Source organism: Bradyrhizobium sp. IC3123 (genome assembly GCF_020193625.1).
Taxonomy (GTDB): Bacteria; Pseudomonadota; Alphaproteobacteria; order Rhizobiales; family Xanthobacteraceae; genus Bradyrhizobium; species Bradyrhizobium yuanmingense.
The window spans coordinates 101,439-123,090 of record NZ_JADYVF010000008.1 but is presented as its reverse complement, the minus strand read 5'-3'; the positions used below and the strand labels follow the sequence as shown (position 1 = coordinate 123,090).

The window sequence follows — 21,652 nt, the reverse complement described above, 5'->3', positions numbered from 1 at the left end:
CTAGTAACGTCGTTCGCCCGAGTTGCGCCTTATCGTGGGTTACTTCTGGCTGAAGCTTTCGATGCAATGACCAGAATCATCAATGAGAATGGGTTGCCGACTGCGATGAGATACCTGTTGAAAATGGACTGGAACATCGCGAAGAGAAGTGTGTAGAACGCAAATCGATGAAACGGGCTTGCGCTTCCCTGCTTGCGATAAGATCTGACCAATATGCTCAGGAAGCTGATCAAGATTGCTGCCGTCAGGAAGATACCTGACTCGACCGCAAGGTTGATGTAGGAGCTCTCGACGGGAAAGCCCATGTGGCCGGCAGTTCTCAGGCCGCTACCAATGAATATCTCCCAGCTTCTGCCTGAAATATAGTCAATCCCGCGAGCCCAGATTTCAAACCGTCCTGTGCCTCCCGATTGAAGGCCGCGCTGCTTTGACTCGAGGTCTAGCATCTCGACCGCATAGGCTACGATGGTATCCCAGAAGACGAAGGACAACACGACCAGCGCAGCGCCAATGATAATTAGATAGAACGTCGACCGCTGCCCCCTAAGAATCTCCGTCCACACATATACCGCCAGTGTCAGCACGACAGCCAAGAGCCCGCCGCGAGCCGAAGCAACGAGCATCACGGCGAGGCAGAAGCCTATAATTACCGCGGTAAGCAAATGATTATATCGCCACTTCAGCATGCCAGAATTTGCGGCCATGACGATGAAGCCGCCGTAGTTGAAACCCGCAAGGTTTGGGTGCATTCCAAATGGAGCTTCCCGCAGTTCCCAGCGTTTGAGCTGCCCTGGCATCAAACCAGAAATCAAAGTGTGTCCGAAAACGAACGCCACAAGGATAAGTATGGCTACCGTCGAGACGCGTACGCACATGATCAATTCTTCCGCTGTTGTACGCTGGGCAATGATCATGGCGGACAGGTAGGTCACTAAGAAAATCGTCGTGTGCATCAGCGAATAGCCGTCCTGAGAAAAGGCCGCCGCGGTATAGGACAGAGGCACAGAAATCAGCATGACGGTATCGAACGGCGTGATCTCCACCGCGCGATCGAAAGTGGTGACAAAGAACATGGCGCCGGAGAGGATGAAAAGCGCCACGCCAAGCGCCTGGAAAGCAACCGCATTACTCTCGTCGTTTGAAAACATGAGTACGACGGCGGCTGCGCAAAGAACCAGATGCCGCAGGCCAAAAGGCACTGAGCTGGAGTTGCTTCGGTAGGGCGACGGCCAAACCTTGCGAGAGAAAAAATTCCGCTGCGAAGCAATCGGCGTTAAGTCGGATTCAGTCATGTTCGGAGACAAACGAATGCGGACGAGGTTTTCCATGAAAAAGGTGGTCGAGAATTCTAAGGAGGTACTCGACGCCGGCGCGCTGGGTCAGATGCTTGTCGGCCCATTCGGCTCTGGCCTTTCTGTAAGAGTCGTTTAGCAATCCGTTGTCGATGATGTCGTCAACGGCCCTGGCAACCTCAGCCTCCGAAAGCTTGTTGACGACGCGTCCCCGTGCGGGATCCGCCAAGCACATTGATGCGCCCACTTTATGGGAGGAAACGATAGCCGCGCCGGCCATGAGTGCCTCACTGATGACGGCCCCCCAACCGTCGTCCGTGGTGATGGAGGGGAGCACCAGGATATCCGTATTAGACAGCAAATACGGAACTTCGGCCATCTTGATAGCGCCCAGAAATTGAAGATTTGTATGTTTGCGCTGAGCATCCTCTACGCGAGGGGACCAGGTCCCAAATCCCGCAACATAGAACCTCGCCTTGCTCGTAATCTTGCTGAGGGCGCCCAAGAACAAATGGATACCTTTGAGCTCCTCCAAGCGACCCAGAAATGTAACAACCGGCTCGGCACTCGTCGCCACGCTGAAGCTGGCGTCGGAAACGGCTCGTTTGCTCAAGAAGTAGGCGAATGGGAAAATGCGCGAGCTCGAATAGCCCGTCAGCCTAAACCACCTTGGGCCGTGAGCTCCGATCGCGAGGATGAAGCTCGCGTGTCGACGGAGAGAGGCCTCTGTCAGCCAGGAGTGACCCAGGCGCGCAAGGCCAGATAATCCCTCGAGCACACGAGGTTCGTGTAGAATACCAAACCTGCGTCGATGCTTAACGACGGCTCGTAGTCCGCTTACAATGCATGGGACCCAGCGCATGCCCGAGAAAATGTGGATTGAGTTACTGGGGGAGTTCGCAACAATCTGATCAATCTGTTCGGCGCTTGGGGCGACCAAAATGGGGATTTCGTTCCCAATTTCGACTTGCCAACCCTCACGTTGACGACCGGCGTGGAGGTCCGCTTGGGCGATATAGATTGCGCGCAAAACCCTTGAGTGGCACAGCAACTCTTCGAATAAGGGCAACTTGTGGGGCGATAGTTCCGGCTCCCAAAGGTAAACAGTGTAAGTTGCCGTCATGAATCGCGAGCCAATCCAGAAAGTATAACGTTTCTATGTAGGAGCAGAGCTTTGTGACAGAAAGCAATTGATCGGGTTATCCTTAAGGCGGCCAAGCATCGGATGCCGTCTGTCTCGATTTGTCAGCGAAGGCCGGGGAACGGCTTCGATCCTCTCAACGAAAGCAAAAATCTCTCATCTCACCTTGTATCATGGCCGGGGCGACGGATAAATGGCGGAAACCGTCCTCCGCTGGCGCCAATCGGGATTAGCCTTGTTCGTCTCGGAATTGTTTTTGAATGCGGTCGCCCGTTCTGGAAGGCTTTGTCGGCTTCCGGTAATCAAAGTAACTATATCGTCCCATGGGGAGTGGCGAGGGATTGTCTGGCCGGGCGCTTTTGAGCAGTTTGTGTAGATTCAGAAGCGGGTTGCCGCAGGGAGCGACGAGCGAGATGGCGATCATTGACGCAAAGATTTCAAAGCCCTTGGATGGTGGAGCAAGCTTTTCGTTATCGAACCGCCTGCAGCGGGCGATGTGGAATGTGACCTGGCTATTGCTGGCATCGTGGACGCCGGCACCGATGCATGGATGGAGGCGCGCCTTGCTCCGGCTGTTTGGTGCAAAAATGGGCGCACGTACGGACGTTCGTGGAAGCGCGCGCGTTTGGTATCCTCCGCATCTGACGATGGAAGAAAGGTGCATTTTGGCAGAGGGCGTAAATTGCTATAATATGGCACCGATTACTATTCGATCTGGCACGATCATCTCGCAACGAGCCCATCTTTGCGCCGGAGGGCATGATATTGATGATCCCAATTTTCAGCTTGTGGCCCAACCAATTGTCATCGAGCGAAATTGTTGGGTGGCAGCCGAGGCGTTCGTAGGACCAGGGGTCAGGATGGGCGAGGGTGCAGTTTTGGGAGCTCGTGGCGTGACATTCAAGGACCTTGAACCTCAAATGGTATATGTTGGCAATCCGGCGATGCCAAAGCGCGCCCGCGGTGGGCGTGGCGATCTTGAGTCATAATCTCATGCGGATTCTGTCGGACGCCCGTCCCAAGTTTAGTGTGATCACTGTCACGTTCAATAACGCTTCAGGTCTTTCGAAGACCTTGGAGACGGTTCTCCAGCAAACATACGACAATTTTGAATGGATCGTCGTTGATGGAAAATCCACCGACGGAACGGTTGCTTTGCTGGAGCAGCTGGATAACAAGCGCTTCAAATTCATCTCAGAACAAGATCGAGGAATCTTTGATGCCATGAACAAGGGCATCAAAATGTCGTCTGGAGATTACTGCATTTTTATGAACGCAGGGGACTGCTTCTTTGATGAGTGCGTCCTCGAAAATGTGAGCGATCTCATCAAGGATCGTCGCCCGACGATTGTATATGGCGACGCTTGCGAGACGGACGGGCAGCAGCGATGGCAGAAGCCGGCTCGGGCGCCGAAAGCCAATTTCTACGTGATGTTCACTCATCATCAGGCCATTTTCTACCTGCGGAGTGCGTTAGGTCGCGGATACGATCTCTCATACAGGTTTTCGTCTGACTGGGCGCTAACAACGCGAATGCTAAACGATCCGAATGTGACGACGTTGCAGTACCCTGCCAACGTTTGCTTGTTCGAGAGGGGAGGCGTTTCTCAAGGAGACATTCATCGGCGGCAAATTAACGCGGAGCATTGGCGCATTTACATCGAAGAAAGCAAAATGAACCGGGCCGTGGCAGCCGTCTTGTGGGTTGCAAAAGTGGGTACAAATTCTGTGCGCCGCATTTTCCCGAATTTATACGACGCGCTGCGCTATTCGTGATCTTTGGACAGTTACGGGCATAATGCCCGGGACGGCTTGGTCGCACACAAGAATTTTAGGGAGAAGGCTGGCGCGGCACTCGACGCTCTTGGTGTGGAAGAAGAAGAGGTACGACGAGGGTCCTAGAGTTCGAAGCCGTGCTCTCGTTTGAGCGCTCGTTTGAATTCTTCAATGCCGGGACGGGCAATCAACCTGCATGCCTCAATAATTTTCAGATCGACAAGATATCTGTACCAGAGCGTCTGAAAAAGACCAAATGAAAGACCCGCTGTTCCATCAAGGAGCCCCTAGGCGAAAAAATAGCGGTAAAGAAAGAGCGCTAGTGCGCGATAGAGCAGAGGTGCACGATTGTAGAGTACCTGCTTTTTTCAAGCGCTTCGCCTTCGCCTCTCCCGTTGAGGTTAAGGTGCTGTCTTCCTGAAAGAAGTTGTGCTCCTGGTTTAGGAAGTCGACCATTTCCCTAATTGCATAGCGATTGTGCTTGTCAACCCAGAAGCTGAAATCTTTCTTATTGTCGTCGATTAGCGCTCCCGGAGGCTCAGCAATCTCCCCGTGAGAAAGAACGGTGTGCTCATCCATCCACCGGTTTTCGATCCTTCCGAAGTTTGTTCGCCAGATTTTTAGAAGGCGCTGTGGTGACACCCCTCCATGCCGAAGAGTTTTCCGGTGAATGCAAAAAACGCGAGTGACGGCTATCCCCGTGACGGTGCTAGGCAGGCTAGGCAGTTGGATATTGATTGAGTTGGCAAGCTTACCATCGAGGATGGTGTAGTCCTACTCTAGAGCTTTTTCGATATAGGAAATCGTCTTGCCTAGCCCTTCATTTAAGTTCGTTTTTGGCTCCCAACCATCGAGCAGTTTGTACGCGAGATCAATATCCGGCCGACGCTGCTTGGGGTCATCGGGCGGCAAGGGCAGCTTGATAATTTTGCTCTTTGAGTTGGTTAGGTTGATAATCTTCTCCGCCAGCTCAATCATGGTGAACTCACCGGGATTGCCAATATTAATTGGTCCAGTAACCTCATCACCGGTATTCATCATACGGATCATTGCTTCGATCAGGTCGTCAACGTAGCAGAAGCTGCGTGTCTGCAAGCCGTCGCCATAAATGGTTATGTCTTCGCCTTTGAGGGCCTGGACGATAAAGTTGGTCACGACCCTGCCATCTCGCAGGTGCATGCGGGGACCGTACGTATTGAAGATTCGAACAACTTTAATGCGCAACTTGTGCTGCCGGTAATAATCAAAAAAAAGCGTCTCTGCGCAGCGTTTGCCTTCGTCGTAACAGCTTCGTACTCCGATCGGATTTACACGACCCCAGTAGGATTCGACTTGTGGATGAATCTCAGGATCTCCGTAAACCTCGCTCGTCGAGGCTTGGAGAATTTTTGCTCGCAGTCGCTTTGCTAAGCCGAGCATATTTATTGCCCCGTGCACACTTGTCTTTGTAGTTTGAACGGGGTCATGCTGATAGTGCACCGGAGATGCGGGGCAAGCGAGATTATAGATTTCGTCGACCTCAACAAAAAGAGGAAATGTCACATCGTGGCGGAACCATTCGAAACGCGGATGCCCCAGCAGATGCTCGATGTTGCGCTTGGTGCCGGTGAAGACATTATCAACGCAAACGACTTCGTGCCCACCGGCAATGAGGCGGTCGCATAGGTGGCTCCCCAAGAAGCCTGCTCCGCCAGTCACTAGAATACGCTTGAATTGGTCGTATTGGCCTCTAGACATTATTCTGATCTCCACCGCGCTCTAAATGGCGCTCATACATCTTCGCGTCAACGAGCATCCGGAACCACAGAGCTTGAAAGAACGCGAAGTAAAATCCGACTTTGCCATCTAAGAAGCCCAATCGTAGTAAGTAACGATAGAAGAAGTATACAAGGGACCGGAGGCCGCTCGGAAGACTATAGTAAACGCCCTTCACGAATCGTGTCCGCTCTCGCGCATCTCCGGTCAATCTGCCTCGCAGTATCGGGCCGTCTTGTTGTGTTGTCTTCGATAGCTCACTGACCTCCGCATCGCTCCAGCGATTGTGCCGCACGATCCAATCGCCTAAAGATGCCGAGTTCTTATCATGCATCAGACCCGCTAATTTGCCGCACGGCTGATTGCTGACGAAGTGCTGATCATACAGTCTAGCCTCACATTGGCCTGCGCCCGACCGAAATAATCTGAGATGCCACGGATTCACGCCACTAAAGCGAAGCATCTTGCCCATAAAGTAGTCTCGTCGACGCAACATGTACGCATCAAACTTTGGCTTGCCAGAAAGGATCGCTCTGATCTCTTGTACCGCTTGGTCATCGAGAACTTCGTCTGCATCCAAGTGTAGCTGCCAACTGTATGCCGAGACCTGTGCGATGGCCCAGTTTCTCTGGTCGCTATAGTTCGAAAAAGCCCGTTGCGATACGGTGCAACCGCATTCGTCTAATATTGCAGTTGTGTCATCAGTGGAGAAGGAGTCCACAGCGAAGAGGTCTGCGCCGATCTTTTTCGCTTGCTCAACAGTCTCTCGGATGATGGATGCCGAATTGTACGTCAGAAAGACTACGACGCACTGGGGCTTCAATTGGATGGAAACAAAGTTCGTTGCTGCCTGTTCAAGTGTTCCCGGGGTGCTCAAGAGTCTTCCTTAGATTGGAGGCGGCATTTCGATATAATGAGAAGGACGACGCCTTCCTGTCGTGACCGCAGGCCTTCGATTGCGGTGGATCAGAGCAGGTCTGCCCAGCTCAGTAGGCCGTTGGGCGAGCAACAATCATCATAGCTGTCCCTAGTAGGATTTTCATGTCGAGCCAAATGCTCCAATTGTTGATGTACCACAGATCATACCCCACGCGCTTCTGCATCAGATCGAGCGTGCGGGTTTCTCCACGATAACCGTTAACCTGGGCCCAGCCGGTGATGCCGGGCTTGACGTGGTGGCGAAAGGCGTAGTTGCCGATGATCTGCTCATATTCGGTGTTGTGCGCGGCCGCGTGCGGGCGGGGGCCGACCAGCGACATGTCGCCCTTGAGTACGTTGAGGAGCTGCGGCAGCTCGTCGATCGAGGTCTTGCGCAGCCATTTGCCAATCGGTGTGACGCGCGGGTCGTTCTTCTGCGCCTGTACGATGTTCGGGCCGTCCTCGAGCACGCGCATGGTGCGGAATTTGAAGATCCTGAACGCGCGTCCGCCAAAGCCGTGGCGGGTCTGGCGGAAGAACACCGGTCCCGTCGAGGTCAGCTTGATCAGGAGCGCGGTCACCAGCATCATCGGCGCAAACACGAAAAGCGCAAAGCTCGCGCCGACGAGGTCCAGCGCGCGCTTGAACGCGCGTTCGCGCAACGTGAGCGGGGCTCGGCGCAGCTCGGCGGTGAAGGTGTTGCCGGTGCCGGAAAGCGGATAGCGCAGGAAGCGCGCCGTATTGGGGTCCGGCACCAGATGCACCGGGAGGGGGAGGATCTTCAGCGCGTCCAGAATGCTGTCGATCGCGTGCTGCCGGCTCCAGTTGATCAGGAGGAAGACGTGCTCGATCCGCTGCTCGCGCGCGTAATTGATGAGCTCCTCGAAGCGCGGCGCCAGCGAGGACAGCAGCAGGGGCGAAGCCAACTCCTTGGCCGGGATCTCCATCACGCGCATCAGGCGGTAGCCGTGCTGGCCGAGGTCGTCGACCGTGTTGGACGAGGTGGCAAGGCCGAACTCGGCGATCAGCAGTGCCCGCCCGTTGGCGAAGGCGCCGGTGCGCAAGGCATGCGCGGTCCAGCGCGCCGCCACGATCTTCCAGGCCAGCAGGGCGGCAAGGCCGACCAGGTAGAACGAGATCGTGGTGCCGCGGGAGAACTCGTCGCTGACCTTCATCGTGAAGGCGATCGCCAGCAGCGCGCCGAAGAGGCCGGTCCAGGTCGCCAGCGTCATCCGGAACGTGCGGGGCAGGTTGGTGACGGTCTTGAGGCGATAGCCCCGCTGCACGATGGTCAGCAGGACGAAGTTGATGGCCACCAGCACGCTCGCGGCCGCATAGACGTCCGCCTTGCCGAGCACGCCCGCGGTGACGACGTGATAGCCGACCGCGCAGCCGATGCCGCTGACCACGATCAGCGCCGCATCCACCACCGCCAGCAGCCGTTCGACCACCACAGGTCGCAGCCAGCTCGGCGCAAACCCTGTAGGTGTGGGCGCGACCGGCTCGACAACCCGGATTTCCGTCGCAGAATCAGCGACGGGCACCGGCCGAGTGGAAAGAATTGTCATCCTGCCAAATCCATTGACGCAAAATTCATTAGCCCGAACAAGCCGTGCTATCGGGCAAAATCGCTGTTAGAACAAGGCGAAGGAAAAATTAACCTTACCCCACAAGCGTGCATTGTAGCTCATCCCGCCTCGACTGATATGTTTAATTTCACAAACCGTTAGGAAGTCCTCGTTGCCTCGCACCCTGTCCCGGCGGCGGACCCGGCCGAGAGGGAAGCGCTACCTCGCCATTGGCCTTGCGGCCGTCGCTTTGGTGGGACTCGTGCTTCTCCTTCTTCGTCCCGATGCGGCGCCCCTCCCAGCGCCAACGGCGTCCAGGCCCGTCGCAATCAAGCTCCTCGTTGATGGGCCCTATGGCGCGCGGTTTGCCGGCGAGCTCGCCGCATCCAGGCAGGGATATTTCTCTTCCCGCATCGAGGTGTCGGCTCAGCCCGATCCCGACTTCGTCCAAACCATTGCACGCCAACATGCCATCGGCGTGACGAGCGGCCAAAACTTCCTGCTGGCGAGCTGGCGCGGCGTCCCCGTGACTGCGTTTGCCGCAAGCTTCCTCGACACCTCTGTCGCGATCTTCACGCTCGAAAGCTCCGCCTTGCGACGGCCGGCCGATCTGGTCGGAAAGCGGGTTGGCTACCGCAGGGCGAGTGAGGGAGACGTCGTCTTCGATGCCATGATGGCGCAACTCGGGCTGCCCCGAAGCCAGATCACCAAGGTCCCGGACCGCGACAGCTTCGAAGCCCTGCGGGCCGGGGAGGTGGACGCGATCATCGCCGCCATCGACGACCAGCCGGATCCCACCAGCTCGACCTTCGTGAAGCTGAACGTCATCAAACCGCAAGACTACGGCATCCATGTTCCTGGCCTAGTCTACTTCGCGAGCAATATTCTCGTCCATGAACAGCCATCCATCATTGCCGATGTCCTTCAGGGCCTCATTCGAGGATGGCAATTCACCTACGCGGACTATGCACGGAGCGTGCCCGTTCTCGCGGGCGCCGATCCGGCCAGGTTGAATTCCGAGCGGCTGAAATTCGAGCTGCAGCAGCAGCGCCCGCTGGTGCTGCCGACCGGCGGCCGCATCGGCGACTACGACGAAAGCCGCTGGCGGACGCTCCGGGATATCCTTCTTTTCGCCAAGCTCGGCGAGGAAGACGTGCCTTTGGCTCAGACGGTCAGCTACCAGTTCCTGCGGGATGTTTACCGCCGTTCACCCGACCTCGCGGCTCCACGTGCCTGGAGCCAGGAGAAATAGGACCAAAAATAGGACCAAGAAGCCACACTTGCGCGCCATATCGTTCCAAAAGGCCCTCGGCCGCGCCGGCATCGGTTGCATTTCCGCCGGTGGCCTTGGTAAAGTTCGGTTCACTATTTGGGCTAGTCGCGGAGTGGCTTTCCAGACCGTGACGTTGGTCGGCTGGGGTCTGACAAGCGCGGGTCGGGGGATCAATCCGCAGGGGCGAGGAGCTTTTTGGATGTTCAAGACGTTGATGCGAGCAGGTCTTTTGGCTGCAACTGTTACCTTCTGCGCAGCGAGCGGAGCGAGCGCCGCCATGCAGATGCCCGCGCCGGCCGCCCTGCTCACAGGCGAGAGCCAGGTGACACCCGTTACGTTCTGGGCGCAGCCGTACCCGTATCGTTATACGCCGTGGCGCCGCTGCCCATTGGTGCGGGTCGAGACGCCTTATGGCTGGTACATGGATCGCGTTTGCGCGCCTGTCGGTCCGGTCCTGCGTCGGGCGTACTAAGATCCAAGTAAATTGAGCGGCGGCTGCCGCCCGTTACCGCTCGTTTTCAAGGCAGTCGCACAAATTGATGCGGCTGCCTTGCTCGTTTTTGTTTCATTGTGTGCTGATCATTTGTGCGCGCAGCGCAGGTTCACCATGAATATCTTTGTCGGACCGGGGCAGGCTGTCGCATGGTGAAGATTGTGTTAGCAGTTCGTCGGTGCTGCATCTGCAGCGTGATTGCATAAAGCGACCGGTCGCCGGATCTCGCCAGGTGGTGCGATCCAGCCAAACGGATGCTGATAGAGGATACGATGACAGGGGCTTCAACCTACGATCTCACGGGCAAACGTGTCTTCGTCGCGGGTCACCGGGGCATGGTGGGATCAGCTGTCGTCCGCCGGCTTGCGTCGGAAAATTGCACCGTGCTCACGGCTGATCGGCGCGAGCTGGATCTGACGAAGGAAGAACCCACGCTCAAATGGCTCGAGACCAATCGCCCGGACGTCGTGGTTCATGCCGCTGCAAAGGTTGGCGGTATCGCAGCCAACAACAATTTCCCGGTCGACTTTCTCTGCGACAACCTTGCGCTGGAATTGAGCGTCATCCGCGCAAGTCACGCGGTTGGTGTTCGGCGCCTGCTGTTCCTCGGCTCGTCCTGCATCTATCCCAAGCACGCCAAGCAGCCGATGGCCGAAAGCGAATTGCTAACAGGACCGCTCGAGCCGACCAACGAGTGGTACGCAATCGCCAAGATCGCTGGCCTCAAGATGTGCCAGGCGTATCGCCGGCAATATGGCGACGATTTCATCTCGGTAATGCCGACCAATCTCTACGGTCGCGGCGACAATTATCATCCGGACCACAGTCACGTCCCCGCAGCGTTGATCCGGCGCTTCCACGAAGCCAGGCTCGCCAATGCACCCAGCGTTTCGGTGTGGGGCACCGGCACGCCGCTGCGCGAATTCCTCAATGTCGATGATTTTGCGGATGCCTGCGTTTTCCTTCTGAAGAACTATTCGAGTGACCAGCCGATCAATGTCGGCACAGGCGACGAATTGTCGATCGCCGAATTCGCGACCACAGTCGCGGAGGTCGTGGGCTACGGGGGCAAGCTCGCGTTCGATACATCCAAGCCTGACGGGACACCACGCAAGCTGCTGGATAGCTCGAGAATCCGAGCGCTTGGTTGGCAGCCGAAAGTTGCCTTGCGGGCCGGCCTTGCAGCGGCCTACGCAGATTATCTTCACGGCTATGGACGTCATCTGGAAGTCGGCGCAACGCGCTGAGTAGACTAGTTAGATTGCTATAGAGAGTTTTTTATTCTGAAATTTGAATTGGGGCGGGCTTTATGCGTGTTCTTTTGGTTGGCATCAATTATGCCCCCGATCTGATCGGTGTGGCGAAATACAACGCCGAGCTCTGCGAGAGTCTGGTAGCCGAAGGCCATGAAGTCAGAGTGATTACGGCGCCTCCTTATTACCCCGCCTGGAAAATCCCCCCTGCATTCAAATCCTCGTACTTCAGATCGAGAGATATCAATGGAGTTCGAGTAACGCGTACGCCGATTTATGTGCCCGGACATCCTTCTGGCGTCAGACGGCTGGTTCATCACGCTTCATTCGCGCTCACGAGCTCGGCCCCGGTTCTCCTTCAGGCGCTATCCTGGCGGCCCGACGTCATGATCGCTGTCGCGCCGTCGCTGATGTCGGCAGCCTTCGTCTCTTTCGTCGCTCGTCGCGTCGGCGCCAGATCATGGCTTCACGTGCAGGATTTCGAGGTGGATGCGGCGTTCGATCTTGGTTTGCTGCGCAATCCTTCTCTCCGAAAATGGATGCTTCGAATCGAAGCAGCGATCCTCAAATCGTTCGACAACGTTTCAACCATTTCTCAAGCGATGGTAGAGCGGTTGAGGATCAAGGGAGTGCGGCCCGACAAAACCGCGGAAGTGAGAAACTGGATCGACACCACTGCGATCTGTCCGGGGTCTCGAGCGACCAAATACCGTCAGCAACTGAACCTGGCTGAAGGCGATATCGTTGGACTGTATTCCGGCACGATGTCCAACAAGCAGGGCCTTGAACTCGTGATCGAAGCCGCGATTGGCCTGGAGCGAAGTCATCCGCATATCCACTTCATCCTTGCAGGCGAAGGGCCTCACAAGATGAGGCTCGAGCAGCTTGCAGCCGGGCATCGCAATATGCACTTCCTGGGGCTCCAGCCCAATGACAGCTTCAATCAATTGATGGCCACGGCCGATTTCCATCTGATTCCGCAGAAGGCCGAGGCCGCCGATCTCGTGTTGCCCTCGAAGCTCGGTGCGATCTTCGCATCCGCTCGGCCGGTCATTGCGATGGCCGAAGAAGGCACCGGCCTCGCGGCGGAAGTCACGAATGCGGGCCTCGTGATTCCGCCAGGAGATTCGTCGGCTCTCGAAATCGCAATTTGCCAGCTCAGCGACGCGCCCAGCCTGCGTGAGCACTACGGCGAAGAAGGAAGAAGGCGAGCTCTTGATCGCTGGGATCGACGCACGATCGTCGGCCGGTGGTCGGAGGCCATGATAGGGCAGGGCAATGCGACAGGGCAGACGCGTGCCAGCCCGACGGGCAGCGCCAACGACATTGGGCTTCCTGTGGAGGATGCCGTTCGGTCGCCCTGAGGCATTCGACAGCAATTGGATACGGTCCGAAAAGGATGAGCGCCGCAATGGGCGCTCATTTTTTTGCTTGTTGCTTGATAGCCGATCTATGAGAACTACTCGTGGCGCGGATAATATCTAAACCCATGCTGCTTGATGAGCTCGTCGCGCTTTGCGGACTCAAGATCTTCCTTCATCATTTCTCGGACCAGGCTTTCGAACGACGTCTTGGGCGCCCAGCCGAGTTTCTGCTTGGCCTTTGACGGGTCACCAAGAAGCGTCGCGACCTCAGTGGGGCGGAAATAGCGGGGATCGACCGAAACGACGCATTTGCCGGTCTTGGCGTCATATCCCTTTTCTTCGACGCCGTTTCCTTCCCAGCGGACCGTCATGCCCACTTCGTTGGCAGCGACATTGACAAAATCTCGGACCGAATGTTGCACGCCAGTAGCAATTACGAAATCCTCGGGCTTGTCCTGCTGCAGCATCAGCCATTGCATTTCGACGTAGTCGCGCGCGTGTCCCCAATCGCGCAAGGCATCCAGATTACCCAGATAGAGCCTTTCCTGCAGTCCGAGATGGATCCGCGCCAAAGCGCGGGTGATCTTTCGAGTCACGAAGGTCTCGCCGCGGACCGGAGATTCGTGGTTGAAGAGGATGCCGTTGCAGGCATACATGCCATAGGCTTCGCGGTAATTGACCGTGATCCAGTAGGCATACAGCTTGGCGACGGCGTAAGGTGAGCGCGGATAGAACGGCGTCGTCTCCTTTTGCGGGATCTCCTGGACCAATCCGTAAAGCTCGGATGTTGACGCTTGATAGAAGCGCGCCTTCCTCTCCAAGCCGGTAATACGCATGGCCTCGAGGATGCGCAGGGTGCCCAGAGCGTCGGAATTCGCCGTGTACTCCGGCTCTTCGAACGAAACGGCAACGTGGCTCTGCGCCGCGAGATTGTAGATTTCGTCTGGCTGCACCTGGCCAACGATGCGGATCAGGCTCGAAGAATCCGTTAGATCGCCGTAGTGAAGCCGGAAGGGCGGATCGGGCTCGTGCGGGTCGAGATAGAGATGATCGATGCGGTCCGTATTGAAGAGGGAGGTCCGGCGCTTGATGCCATGGACCTCGTATCCCTTCTGCAGAAGAAGTTCGGCCAAATAAGCGCCGTCCTGCCCGGTGACGCCGGTAATAAGTGCTCGTTTCTTTGTCATAATAATCTCTAGGTTCGGTAGGCCGTTCGTACTCGAAAACGAAGAGAATAGGGAGATGGGCTGGGTCAAAAAAGCAAGCTTAGATTAACAGCGTTGAGGTCTGCGCAATAGGCAACAGAGTCCTGCTAAGGCTATTTCGAATTTGTGTGCCCAACGGTGAAGTTCTGGCCTTATGAATGTTGTACGATTTGTGAATTGAATTTGGCCTGGAGCTTCAGATCTTGGACAAACGCATAATCCCACTGATCATGTGCGGCGGTGCCGGCACGCGGCTGTGGCCCGCTTCGCGCGAAGTACGCCCCAAGCAGTTCCTGCCGCTGTTCGGCACGCGCTCGACGTTCCAGGACACGCTGCTGCGCGTGTCCGACGCTGCCCTGTTCGACCGGCCGATCGTCGTCACCAACACGTCCTATCGCTTCATGGTGCTGGAGCAGCTTGCCGAGATCGGCATCGAGGCGGACGTGATCCTCGAGCCGATGCGGCGCGATTCCGGCCCTGCCATCGCCGCCGGCGCGGTGTTCGCGCAGAACCGCGCCAGCGAGGCGATCGTGCTCGCGCTCGCTGCAGATCACGTCGTGCAGAATAATGCCGCCTTCGTCGCGGCCTGCCGCGAAGGCCTCACCGCCGCGAATGCCGGACGCATCGTCACGTTCGGCGTCAAGCCGGAGCGGCCGGCCACCCAATATGGCTACATCAATCCGGGTGAGGTGATCGCGGGCGAGGTGCAGGCGGTGGCACGCTTCGTCGAGAAGCCGGATGCGGTGAAGGCCTCCGACTACGTCAATTCCGGCTATCTCTGGAACAGCGGCAACTTCATGTTCCCGGCGAGCGTGCTGCTCGACGAATATCGCAGGGTCGATGCGGCAAGCGTCGAGGCCGTCACCAATGCCGTCAACAATGCCGGCCGCGATCTCGGCTTCGTCACGCTGAAGCCGGAAGCCTTCGGCGCGGCAAAGGCGATCTCGATCGACTATGCGGTGATGGAGAAGACCTCGTGCGCGGCCGTCGTGCCGGTGTCGTGCGGCTGGTCCGACGTCGGCTCCTGGCATGCGGTGTGGGAGCTGTCGGAGAAGGACGCACAGGGCAATGCCGCGCACGGCACCGCCGTGTTCGAGGATTCCCGCAATTGCAACGTCACCACCGATTCCGCGCTGGTCGCACTCGAAGGCGTCGACGATCTCGTCGTGGTCGCGACCGCGGATGCGGTGCTGGTCTCGCGGCAGAAGGATGCCAACGGGCTGAAGCGCCTGGTGACCAAGCTGAAAACGGTGGCGCCGAAAGTCACCGAGGAGCATCTCAAGGTGCACCGGCCCTGGGGCAGCTATCAATCCGTCGATAATGGCGAGCGCCACCAGGTCAAGCGCATCGTGGTGAAGCCGGGCGGGCGGCTGTCGCTGCAGAAGCATCACCATCGTGCCGAGCACTGGATCGTGGTCCGCGGCACGGCGCAGGTCACCGTCAACGAGACGGTGAAGACGGTGCACGAGAACGAGTCGATCTACATCCCGATGGGGGCCGTCCACCGGATGGAGAATCCGGGCAAGATCCAGCTGGAGCTGATCGAGGTCCAGACCGGCTCCTATCTCGGGGAAGACGACATCATCCGGATTGAAGACGATTACCAAAGAACCTAAGCAACACCCGAAGTGCGCATTGCGATGATCGGGCCGGAGTAGTATGTGAGTCTGATGTCCCGGGACTGTTTGCGGATTTCGGTCAGTACGTGATCTGCGTCCACAAGGACGAGGAGATCGCGGCGATCCCGATCTGCTAACATGGGGCTCGACGAGCTGGTGGCGAACACTGTCAAAGCTAAGCGGCTTAACCATTGACCTGACTAAGCCGACCGCCGCGACCGATGCCGTTTTCATCGCGGTCGGCACGCTCTCCCGATAGCGCAGCCTCACACCGGCGACCGTGATGGTAACGAGACCGACGGTGCCGGTCGGCACCGGACCAGGCGCTCCCAAAGTTCGTGCGTGATTGATAGGAAAAAGTCAACGGTTGATTGCGGCCAACAACTTCTCCGAGAGTGGAGTTGACGCACTGGAGGATGCTTTGCCGCTTCCTCCGGGAGTTTAGCTTGTCTGCATAATCTCATGGAGGGAGATCAGTCGATCTGAGCTACGTACTTTAGTAAAATTGCTCCGACGTGGCACTTTGAGGCGAATGAGTTGAAATGGGATGGATATATCAGCCGCGAGGGACAACGCCCATTGATCGCCATGCCGATTGCGTCGTAGATCGGAGCGGGCTGGAGGCGAGCCGAAGGAACGGCTGATGCCAACTACTCTCCAAGAACAATTGGACCAGGTCGAACGCGACATAAAGTTATACATGGAGTTTGATGCAAACGAGAAAGATCGTTTCAATCGCGAGTCTCACTTGTGGACTGCAGAGGATCGCATCGAGTGGCAGGAGATACAATCTGACAATGCTCAAAGACTCCGAGAACTGCTCGAGGAGCGTGACCATTTGCGCAGCCGGTTGGGCCTATGAAACGACAGTAAGATGATTGCCGTAGATCGCAAGCGCGAAAGATCGCAGCTACTTCGACATTTCCCTCAAAAGCTCAAATGCTCGGCTCGAAACTATCAGTTCGCCGAGACTGAAGAAGCGTCTATGACCGCGTGTCGCTCTCCTGGCAATTTGCTTAGCGACCGCGCCGTAACATGCATTCCCAGTAGCGGAACCATCTGTTTGGACACGCTGAAACCCAATTGTTTTCATGACAGAGGCAATCCGCGCTCGGGCGATATGGGAGATTTGTAACCGCAAATGATCGCGGGCGAGTTCTTCGTCAAAAAACCGCAGTGCGGGGTCATCATTTATGCTGCCATCCGCAGCAGCTTGAGTTGATGCTGTAGCGGCGATTGTTTCATCTCCGAATCGAAAAGCGCTTCGTCCCTTGACGGCAACCCGAAGGGTATCGATGTCGCGACCAATGTTTCGGTCCCTGAAGTAGAAAACCGAAGTTGGGATAGTCGCCAAGTTGTACAGCCGCGAGCGTAAATTGCTGGCTCGTACTAAGATCATAGGACGACACCACGTCGACCAAGCGTTGACGTCGGGGTCATCAGTTTATCGACCAAAAGTCGAGCCCGTCCGCTCCTCAGGGAGCTTCGGCGCCCCTTCAAGTAGAGGCTTATCCGAACCTTTGACTTGGACGACGCCGAGAGCCAAGCCGAGCGGTTGAAAGGCCAAGCTGATAGAGCCGCCGCCGCACGGCGTTTTCAGTTCGGCAGAGGGTTGCGGCGATTTCTAGGATGGACTGGCCATTGATGATTGCCGATCTCAGCGCGCTATCATCTTCGGGCGTCCACGTGCGACTTGAGTTTACGCTATTCATAACCGGGAATGTCTTTTTTGGTCCAAAGCGCGCAGCCAACCACAGCCTGAAATGACTGTCCACTCCCTCATCCCTTTCGGTGCGCAGTCGTTATGCGAGCAAGAAGGAGGGCTGCTTGTTACGGGTGGTGGCGTGGTGTCTGGACCACCGCCGAGGAGATGGTTCAATTTTGTGCGTCGAGCGCCTACTATATCGCGTGGCCTCTTCGGGGAGCGGATGCATACTATCGGAGTTGAAGATGCCTTCTCGACCCCGACGTCGGGTCTCACGCTGCCTCGATTTAATCGCTTAATTCCGTTAATCGACCGCGGGCGCGCATAGTCACGGAAAATACTTAGGTGTCGATTGACAGAAGAGAGGTTTGAAGTGCTAGACGCGCTTCGTGGCTTCGCCGCCATTGGCGTCCTGTTTTTTCACCTTTCATCGTCGGTGCGCCGCAGTTGGCACCTCATGGCTATCTGGCGGTGGATTTCTTCTTCATGCTTAGCGGGTTCGTGCTTTCGCACTCGTATGCGATGCGTCTTCAGTCTCGCAGGCTAACAGTTGCCAAATTCCTGCAAATTCGCATGAAGAGGTTATTGCCGCTTGGTTTGTTGGGAGCTCTTGTTGGGAACAGGGCTTTTCTTCCTCCGATTGGCGCTTCAGAAACATTCGCAATACGCCTTTCTGACATCCTCGGCGGGACGGCCTTCAACGCGGCTTTGCTGCCTAAGCCTTGGGTAAGTCAGGCTCCCACAGACACGACATTTCCCACCAACACCCCGATGTGGTCGTTGTCATTTGAAATTGCCGTCAATTTGCTTTGAACGGCGCTGATATTGCGGGTAGATACGAAGTGCGCCTGGGTGATCACCGCTGTCACTGGTGGACTCCTCGCCCTAACTATTCTCAAACACGGTACCGCCGATCTCGGGGCTACCTGGGCTACTTTCTTCGGAGGTGTTGTTCGCTCCCTGTTCGGCTTCTTTACCGGTGTCCTGGTTTGGCATTACCGCCCCAAACCATTCCTGCCCACACTTCTACTTTGGCCAATGATCCTTCTGCTCGCGACCGTCTTTTGCCTTCCGATCCGAGCCCTGTGTTCGATGCTGTTTCGACCGTCCTTATCTTTCCACTCCTATTGTATCTGTCCGTCACTTGCCATCTCCAACAAAAGCAGCGTCTTCTTAATGTGCTAGGCCGCCTTTCGTATCCACTCTACAACGTTCACGTTCCAATCCTTATGACGACGGTCGGTCTGCTAAAGGCAACCCATCTTGAGCAGGCAGCCTCTTGTTACCTCTTTGCACTAGTACCAATTTGCATTCTGCTGGCGATCGGTCTGGACAAGTATTACGATTCCCCAATCACTTCGGTTCTTGCAAAGCACAGAGGCAGGTCTCTGTGGCTTCAGAGCCTGCCAGCGCCACCGGGCAACCCGAAAGTGCGCGTCATATTTTAGGCACTCGCTGCACAAACATAAACCAGCTTCTCTGAGAACCTTTGTCTCGAAAACCGAGCGAGCTGCGCTGGCGCCGAGCAGGCGGCACCAGGTGCTTCTGCTCGCGACGCATCTAATTTGCTAGTCGCGCTTTCAGAAATGCGCTTCAATAATCCAATACATACCGGGTCACTGGATGGTCGCTGATGACGAACAGCCTTGACGAGGCGCGGTACGATGCAGTGGTGTTGGGCGCTGGAATCAGTGGCCTTGTGGCGACATCGATCTTGCTGCGCGACGGCGCGAGGAACGTCCTTGTCGTCGACGAGTACGCCTGGAGCGGTGGAAACCACATCGATTGCAAGGTCGGCGACTACACCTTCGATGTCGGCAGCTACATCTTTCAGGACGATTCGCCGTTATTGGCGCACTTTCCCGAGTTATTACCGCTCTATATTCAAATCTACCCGTCGTGGGGGCGTCTCACTCCGCAAGGCGCAGTAAGTCACTATCCGCTATCCATCAAGGACGATCTGCTTTCAGCCGGTCCGTTGGAATGGCTTTGGATGGTGAGCTCGATCATCTTTGCCCGAACCTTCCGCCGCAGGATCCGAAGTGCCAAGGACTTTGCAACTTTTTGGATTGGAAGGCGGTTACTGGAGCGCACAGGGCTCGGCTATTATCTGAGCCGGTTCTACGGATTTCCCGCCGATCAGGTCGACGTCAAGTTTGCAGAGAAAAGGATGCTTTGGATTAAGGAGCACGCGACGCTGCGAAACCTTGTTGGGCGGGCCTTTCGTCGTGCCCCCAATGTGGCTCCCAATCAACAACTCGTTCGACCGCGGGAGGGCTTCGGATTCCTGTATCGCAAGGCAATGGAGCGGCTCGAAGGCCAAGGCGCGGGCTTTGTGCTGGGGACCAAGATAGCTCGCGTTCAAAGGCAGAACGGTGAGTTTTCGATTGTCCTGGCGAACGACCGTGCGATCGTCGGCCGTCGCCTGGTCTCGACCATTCCCCTAGCACGCATCCAAGATCTGTGTGGTCTGCAAACGCATCGAGAGCTGAAAACCGTGACGTTGCTGACGTTGTTCTATAGCTTTTCCGGTGAGAGAGGCTTCAAGCAACCGATCCTGTACAATTTTTCAAGCGAAGGCGCGTGGAAGCGCCTCACGATTCATTCCGATTTTTACGGCAGGTGCCACGGCCGAGAATTCTTCTCCGTCGAAGTCAATGCTGAGCACGTGGCGCACGACATTAGTACGGCAGATAGCGACTTTAGAACTCACACCTGCGACAACAGACTGTTTTTGGGCGACCTTCGGCTTGAGGGCGCGCATATGCTTGACAATGCCTACCCGATCTACACCGACCAGGCCGACGAACGCGCGGCAAGCACGGTGGCCGCACTGCGCAAGTTAGGCATCGAATCGATTGGACGGCAAGGCAGATTTGACTATCAACCGACCGCTCGCGACTCCACCTTAAAAGCCGAAGCGGCGCTTCGTTCGGATCAGCCCGGTCAGACCTGGTCTAGATCAGATGCGAGCGCGCCCTAGACTTCATCAGGTAGGTTGCAACACTTTGTACAGGGCCTGTCGAAGACGCGGTCAACGGGTGCTCGGGCAACAAAGGAGCCTTCGAAGCGGAAATTGGGCGTCACTCAGTGGCGGTCGAGCAGGGTGGGGGTGGGGGTGCGGGTGGCGGGCTCATGCGCCATCTTCCTGACCGCGCCAATGAGGCCGCGCAAGCGACCGCAATTCGTGCAAAAAACTGGCGTGTCATCGAGGGCTCCGTCAGCACACTGAAACGTAACCGCCAGGGTCGCGCAGTTCGAGCAAACGGATTCGAAAGCTGTGGCCTGGGTCGAGCTCGCTCTCATCATCATCCCTCAATGGTTCGATCGATCTCGCAACTCGAGAGTGTCGCAACGGCCTAAAGTCGGATCCCAATCGAGCGGTGATCAAATCTTCGGTTCAAATGGTTTTCTGTGCTCGCAGAGGTACCAGAGCTCCTGTCTTCAGAGATGTCCGGTCGGGACGGCGAGTCGACTTTTAATATGCTGCATCCTCGAATAGAGCCGGGATGGTAGCCAGCATGATCTTGGTGTCGAGTACCATGGACCAATTGCGCGCGTAGAATGCATCGCAGGCAACGCGCCGGCGGTAAGTGGTTGTACTGCGACCGCTCACTTGCCAAAGGCCGGTAATTCCAGGACGGCAGGCGAGGTAGGCGTCGACCTTGTACGCGTACCGCGCCAGTTCTTCTTCGGTGACCGGCCGAGGTCCGACGATGCTCATGTCACCGCGAATGACATTGAACAACTGAGGCAATTCGTCGAGGCTGGAGCGACGCAGCGCTGCGCCCATCAGCGTGACGCGAGGGTCTGCGCGTAACTTGCGAGTGGCCTTCCACTCGGCGGCGGCCGCAGGATCCGACTCCAACAGCCGTTGCAGCCGCTCCGCTGCGTCAGGTGCCATGGTACGAAACTTCAGACAGTCGAACGTCTGACCATTAAAGCCAACCCGTCTATGACGAAACAGCACCGGTCCTGGCGAGAACAAAATCAAGGCGGAGCAACAGAGCAACAGCAAAGGAGAAAGCAGCAGAATGCCAAAAGCTGCCAATATAAGATCAACCGATCTCTTTACGACTGTACCCACGGGACGCGGTGCCACGAGGGCGGGAGAACGTCTCTTTGCGGAAATGAAAGGCAACTCGCCGCGTGTATCGACCACATTGGCCATTGCGGGAACTCCATAAAACAAAACCTAAAATGCCTTCGAGCTCGTCCCCTCTTTTCTTACGGTCTCATCGCCCCCCAATGCGAGCAGATTAAATTCTGACGGCGGTGCAAAATTAATAC

Annotated in this window: 16 protein-coding genes and 1 pseudogene; 9 read left to right on the top strand and 8 right to left on the bottom strand. The window is 56.6% G+C overall.

Annotation, left to right across the window (positions count from 1 at the left end):
• Positions 1-29: 29 nt before the first annotated feature.
• Positions 30-1,328, bottom strand: coding sequence for an O-antigen ligase family protein (locus I6F20_RS24755; protein WP_225128211.1), 1,299 nt, complete (start codon positions 1,326-1,328; stop codon positions 30-32).
• On the bottom strand, positions 1,285-1,905 hold the full coding sequence (locus I6F20_RS24750) for a glycosyltransferase family 4 protein (RefSeq protein ID WP_225128210.1): 621 nt from the start codon (positions 1,903-1,905) through the stop codon (positions 1,285-1,287). Before I6F20_RS24750 ends, I6F20_RS24755 begins: the two co-directional genes overlap by 44 nt.
• A 941-nt stretch (positions 1,906-2,846) precedes the next feature.
• Here I6F20_RS24750 and I6F20_RS24745 point away from each other — a divergent pair.
• Both I6F20_RS24745 and I6F20_RS24740 read left to right on the top strand, forming a co-directional pair.
• On the top strand, positions 2,847-3,422 hold the full coding sequence (locus tag I6F20_RS24745; protein ID WP_225128209.1) for an LbetaH domain-containing protein: 576 nt from the start codon (positions 2,847-2,849) through the stop codon (positions 3,420-3,422).
• Between the two features lie 4 nt (positions 3,423-3,426).
• Positions 3,427-4,209 carry a glycosyltransferase family 2 protein gene (locus tag I6F20_RS24740; protein ID WP_225128208.1) on the top strand — a complete coding sequence of 261 codons (783 nt, stop codon included), beginning with the start codon at positions 3,427-3,429 and terminating at the stop codon, positions 4,207-4,209.
• A 276-nt stretch (positions 4,210-4,485) separates the two neighbouring features.
• On the opposite strand, the gene I6F20_RS24735 is transcribed toward I6F20_RS24740, so the two are convergent.
• The 4 genes from I6F20_RS24735 to I6F20_RS24720 all read right to left on the bottom strand — a co-directional run bounded on the left by I6F20_RS24735 (position 4,486) and on the right by I6F20_RS24720 (position 8,450).
• On the bottom strand, positions 4,486-4,788 hold the full coding sequence (locus I6F20_RS24735) for a hypothetical protein (protein ID WP_225128207.1): 303 nt from the start codon (positions 4,786-4,788) through the stop codon (positions 4,486-4,488).
• A 195-nt stretch (positions 4,789-4,983) separates the two neighbouring features.
• Positions 4,984-5,946: a UDP-glucuronic acid decarboxylase family protein gene (locus I6F20_RS24730; protein WP_225128206.1), complete on the bottom strand. Its 963-nt coding sequence runs from the start codon at positions 5,944-5,946 to the stop codon at positions 4,984-4,986.
• Positions 5,939-6,841, bottom strand: coding sequence for a glycosyltransferase family 2 protein (locus I6F20_RS24725; protein ID WP_225128205.1), 903 nt, complete (start codon positions 6,839-6,841; stop codon positions 5,939-5,941). The genes I6F20_RS24730 and I6F20_RS24725 overlap by 8 nt, the downstream gene beginning before the upstream one ends.
• 109 nt (positions 6,842-6,950) lie before the next feature.
• Positions 6,951-8,450: an undecaprenyl-phosphate glucose phosphotransferase gene (locus tag I6F20_RS24720; protein WP_225128204.1), complete on the bottom strand. Its 1,500-nt coding sequence runs from the start codon at positions 8,448-8,450 to the stop codon at positions 6,951-6,953.
• Between the two features lie 172 nt (positions 8,451-8,622).
• Here I6F20_RS24720 and I6F20_RS24715 point away from each other — a divergent pair, with 172 nt between their 5' ends.
• The 4 genes from I6F20_RS24715 to I6F20_RS24700 all read left to right on the top strand — a co-directional run bounded on the left by I6F20_RS24715 (position 8,623) and on the right by I6F20_RS24700 (position 12,833).
• Entirely contained in the window at positions 8,623-9,702 is a 1,080-nt protein-coding gene (locus I6F20_RS24715) for an ABC transporter substrate-binding protein (protein ID WP_225128202.1), read from the top strand.
• Positions 9,703-9,922: 220 nt separating this feature from the next.
• Positions 9,923-10,195 carry a hypothetical protein gene (locus I6F20_RS24710; RefSeq protein ID WP_225128200.1) on the top strand — a complete coding sequence of 91 codons (273 nt, stop codon included), beginning with the start codon at positions 9,923-9,925 and terminating at the stop codon, positions 10,193-10,195.
• 293 nt (positions 10,196-10,488) lie between these two features.
• Positions 10,489-11,463 (top strand): GDP-L-fucose synthase family protein, encoded by a 975-nt coding sequence (locus tag I6F20_RS24705; protein WP_225128198.1) that lies wholly within the window; start codon positions 10,489-10,491, stop codon positions 11,461-11,463.
• Positions 11,464-11,525: 62 nt separating this feature from the next.
• The gene (locus I6F20_RS24700) at positions 11,526-12,833 is read left to right on the top strand and encodes a WcaI family glycosyltransferase (protein ID WP_225128196.1); all 1,308 of its coding nucleotides are present in this window, start codon (positions 11,526-11,528) and stop codon (positions 12,831-12,833) included.
• A gap of 95 nt (positions 12,834-12,928) precedes the next feature.
• Here the strand turns inward: I6F20_RS24700 and gmd are convergent, their stop codons facing one another.
• The gene (gene gmd / locus I6F20_RS24695; protein WP_225128194.1) at positions 12,929-14,020 is read right to left on the bottom strand and encodes a GDP-mannose 4,6-dehydratase; all 1,092 of its coding nucleotides are present in this window, start codon (positions 14,018-14,020) and stop codon (positions 12,929-12,931) included.
• Positions 14,021-14,241: 221 nt separating this feature from the next.
• Between gmd and I6F20_RS24690 the strand changes: the two genes are divergently transcribed.
• From I6F20_RS24690 to I6F20_RS24680, 3 genes and pseudogenes are all read left to right on the top strand, one after another.
• Positions 14,242-15,654 (top strand): mannose-1-phosphate guanylyltransferase/mannose-6-phosphate isomerase, encoded by a 1,413-nt coding sequence (locus I6F20_RS24690; RefSeq protein WP_225128191.1) that lies wholly within the window; start codon positions 14,242-14,244, stop codon positions 15,652-15,654.
• A 2,122-nt stretch (positions 15,655-17,776) separates the two neighbouring features.
• Positions 17,777-18,175 (top strand): annotated as a pseudogene (locus tag I6F20_RS24685) (acyltransferase family protein); the annotation flags it as partial.
• Between the two features lie 820 nt (positions 18,176-18,995).
• Positions 18,996-20,345: an NAD(P)-binding protein gene (locus I6F20_RS24680; RefSeq protein ID WP_225128189.1), complete on the top strand. Its 1,350-nt coding sequence runs from the start codon at positions 18,996-18,998 to the stop codon at positions 20,343-20,345.
• 495 nt (positions 20,346-20,840) lie between these two features.
• Here I6F20_RS24680 and I6F20_RS24675 read toward each other — a convergent pair whose 3' ends face one another.
• Positions 20,841-21,533: a sugar transferase gene (locus tag I6F20_RS24675; RefSeq protein WP_225128187.1), complete on the bottom strand. Its 693-nt coding sequence runs from the start codon at positions 21,531-21,533 to the stop codon at positions 20,841-20,843.
• Positions 21,534-21,652: the final 119 nt, after the last annotated feature.